This is a genomic window from Butyrivibrio sp. (assembly GCF_024699075.1).
This window is the reverse complement of sequence record NZ_JAILQF010000016.1, coordinates 1-3,586: the sequence shown is the minus strand read 5'-3', so window position 1 is coordinate 3,586 and position 3,586 is coordinate 1. Positions and strand designations below refer to the sequence as shown.

Below are 3,586 nucleotides of genomic sequence, written 5' to 3'. Positions count from 1 at the left end.
CAGGAGGATCTATCATGAGTTTTAAGTATGACAAGCTATTCAGAAACCCAAACTACCGCAAAAATCTCGCATCTTCTATCGTCAATCGTTTCGGTGACTCTGTAGATGCTATCGCATCATCATGGATAGTATATGAACTTACCGGTCAGGCTTACTGGTCTGCTATCATATATGCCATCAACCGTCTCCCCACTATCTTCGTAACTCCCCTTGTGGGACCATGGGTTGAGAATCACAGTAAGAAAAAGATCATGGTTGTTACCGATCTTATCCGCGCAATATGCGTAGGTATCATGGCAACAGGTCTATTGATGGGGTTTCTTAGTGCTCCACTTATTGCAGTTCTAAACCTCATCATCTCTACTGTAGAAGCCTTCCGCGGACCTGCTTCATCAGCCTTTTTCCCTATGATCGTAGACAAAGACTCCTACAACGAAGCAATATCGCTTAACAGCTCTGTATCTTCTATTACCGAACTTGTAGGTACAGGTCTTGCAGCTGCCATCATCGCTCTTATAGGCAGCTCAGGGGCTATATATCTTGATATGGCAACCTTTATTATCTCTGCACTTCTTATATCATGGATGAAGGTACCTGCAGAAACACTTAATACCAAGGCATTAGCCAGTGCTTCTGCCTATCTTAAGGAATTAAAGGATGGTTTTGTTTACTGCAAAGGCAAGAAAATCCTTGTAGTGTTTGCCTACGTTGCAATGTTTTTAAATGGTATACTTGTTCCTATTAATTCTCTTCAGACACCCCTGGCCACTGAAGTACTTAAAGGAGGACCCGAGCTTTTATCTATCTTCGGTCTGGCTGTTACAATATCAATGCTTTTGGGCTCACTATTTTTCCCGGTACTTAGAAAGTTTTTGAATGGTAAGAAGACCATAATAATGATGATAACTCTTATCATAATCTTCTATCTTGGTCTTGTAGGCGCATCGCCACTGTATGAGACAAGGTACGGAGCTGCTATCACACTTATGCTTCTGTCAACAGCACTTGGTTTTGGTATATCTCTTGGCAACATGTATATAAATGTTGAGATGTTCAATGTCATAGACAAGTCTTACCTTGCAAGAGTTTCCGGAATAGGAAGTGCAATTTCAGCCGGAATTACACCTGTATCTGCCTTTATCATAAGTATCGTGGTAAAATATACATCAACAAAGGTAATAATGATCATGGCAGGTATCATAGCTTTCCTGTTCGGCATATATATGCTCACATCAGGTACTAAAGCTATTATTGAAGCTGAAAGAGAACATACAGAAGCTTCTGCTATGGCTGATGCACAAAGAAGTACTGATGAGGTTACAGCTTAAGGCTGCCTGAAATACACAATGGAGATTTTTATGAACATTTATTCTTGTAAAATACATTATGTCTACGAATGTCTGTCCCTTTTAAATGTATTGGCAGAGCCGGCCCCTTATTTTAAGCCACATATGGACAAAAGTGCTGCAGATTATGACATAATCCCAGGTCCAAGGGAAGAAAAGTTTGTAAAACTACTCCAGCGTATAGAAGACGATGCAAGAGAAGAATTTGCAGATGATATTGACGATATCAAAAGCTACTATGCCCTTGAGGATAAGATCAGCTATTCCTTTGCAAGTATGCTCCTACTCCACGATAGCGTATGCCCTGCCATAAATGATATCCCCGAGAACATATCTATTAAAGCATATCAAAAGTCTATTAAAGATATATCTGACGAAAGTTACAATAAGCATTTCTATCAGCTAATAAGAAGAGCCGGCAAAAATACTTCCGACAATGACGATGTAGACTCTGCCGACCTCCTTGATATCATTAATGCCATCTATGAGATGGATATAGCTGACAGTGACAAATTAAAACTTCAGCAGCTATATATACACCGCAGCGAGCATATACCAAAGCTCTTTAATTATTTAAACCGCGCTGCCGCAGTTCTTAAAAAGCACGAAAAAAAGCTGGAAGAATTCGGCAAGGAAACTATCGCTTATACACAAAAAGAGGCCAAAGATGAGCCATTTTTAGACTTTTTTATGAAAAAAATGGGATACTCATCTTACGGTTTTAGCTCTTCAAATGATTGCTATATTACCATCTCATATCTAAACTGCATGAAGGTCAGTCTGAGTCTTAAAGGAGACGATCTAAAAACAGCAAGGCCCCTATCCCAGATAGGAGCTATCTACAGTGACAATCTTACATATGACAAGATCATGATCAGGAGAAAGAGTATAACGCAGGATAAGGCTCTTACGATCTTAAAGCTTCTGGCTGATAAGAGTAAATTAGAAATCCTGCAGCTGACCAAGGATGAGGCATATTATGGAGCACAGCTTGCCAATAAGATAGGGCTGACCACTGCTACTATCTCTCACCATACATCATCTTTATTTGAACAAAATCTATTACAGATTGAGAAAGTTGACTCCAAGATCTTCTATAAACAGAATCAGGAGACAGTCAGATCCTTGATCAAGTATCTTGAGGATACACTTTTAAAATAAGCAAAAGAGATACATTTTTTTGATCTTTATACTTAATACAATGTATAGTAAATATCACCTTCCCTCAAAAACGGATAGACCTTTTGGCCTATCCGTTTTTGGTTTGAAGTATTTTTTGCAATTTTCGGAAACAGCTAACTAAATTATTTTAGCATATGTCAAATAATAATAGCAGCTAATGATTTCTGACGATTTACAATAACACATGAACATAGTATCATACTTATCATATCTTGTTCCTATCTGGTCAAGTTTTGCTCTATTTTAAGCATAACAGTCATTCCAAATACAAACTATTTATCATATAACTTTTCACCTATCAAGCATACTTAATACTTGCTCTATTTTTTTCACAAATTGCTAAATTTTTAGGAAATTTTAAAATATTTTAGTTTTCCTATTGTAATTTTATTCACAATGTTATATTATCGTGTTCGTGTTAATTTTTTAACACGAAAAAAGTATGGTAAATAACTTTTTACAGCAACTGTTTACCGGTATTCACAAGTTATAAAAGGAGAAGAAATGGAAGAAGTTAAGACAACTGTCTGTGAAGAAAAAGGACCTATCACAGACGAGCTACTCACCAAGATGAACGCCTACTGGCGTGCAGCCAATTATCTTTCAGCCGGCCAGCTTTACTTATTAGAGAATCCTCTTCTTAAGAAGCCACTTACAATGGACATGATCAAGAAGAAGATTGTTGGTCACTGGGGAACTGTACCTGGACAGAACTTTGTTTATGTTCACCTTAACCGTGCAATCAAGAGATATGACCTTGATATGATCTTATTATCAGGTCCCGGACACGGCGGAAACTTCTATGTTGCCAATACATATCTTGAAGGATCTTACAGTGAGATCTACCCTAACATCAGTGAAGATGAAGAGGGTATGCAGAAGCTCTTCAAGCAGTTCTCTTTCCCGGGCGGTGTTCCTAGCCACTGTGCTCCAGAAACTCCCGGTTCTATAAATGAAGGTGGTGAGCTTGGTTACTCTATCGCACACGCTTTTGGTGCTGTATTTGATAACCCTGATCTTATCGCTGCTGTTACTGTTGGTGATGGTGAGGCTGAAAC

The 3,586-nt window shown here is 38.5% G+C and carries 2 protein-coding genes and 1 pseudogene; all 3 read left to right on the top strand.

Annotated features, from left to right (window positions below; translation table 11 throughout):
* Positions 1-14: 14 nt before the first annotated feature.
* Complete coding sequence (locus tag K6G87_RS00550; protein ID WP_296832416.1) at positions 15-1,328, top strand: MFS transporter; 1,314 nt, start codon at positions 15-17, stop codon at positions 1,326-1,328.
* A gap of 30 nt (positions 1,329-1,358) precedes the next feature.
* Positions 1,359-2,507, top strand: a complete 1,149-nt coding sequence (locus K6G87_RS00545) for an ArsR/SmtB family transcription factor (protein WP_296832412.1) — start codon at positions 1,359-1,361, stop codon at positions 2,505-2,507.
* A gap of 525 nt (positions 2,508-3,032) precedes the next feature.
* Positions 3,033-3,586: pseudogene (locus tag K6G87_RS00540) on the top strand (phosphoketolase); the annotation flags it as partial.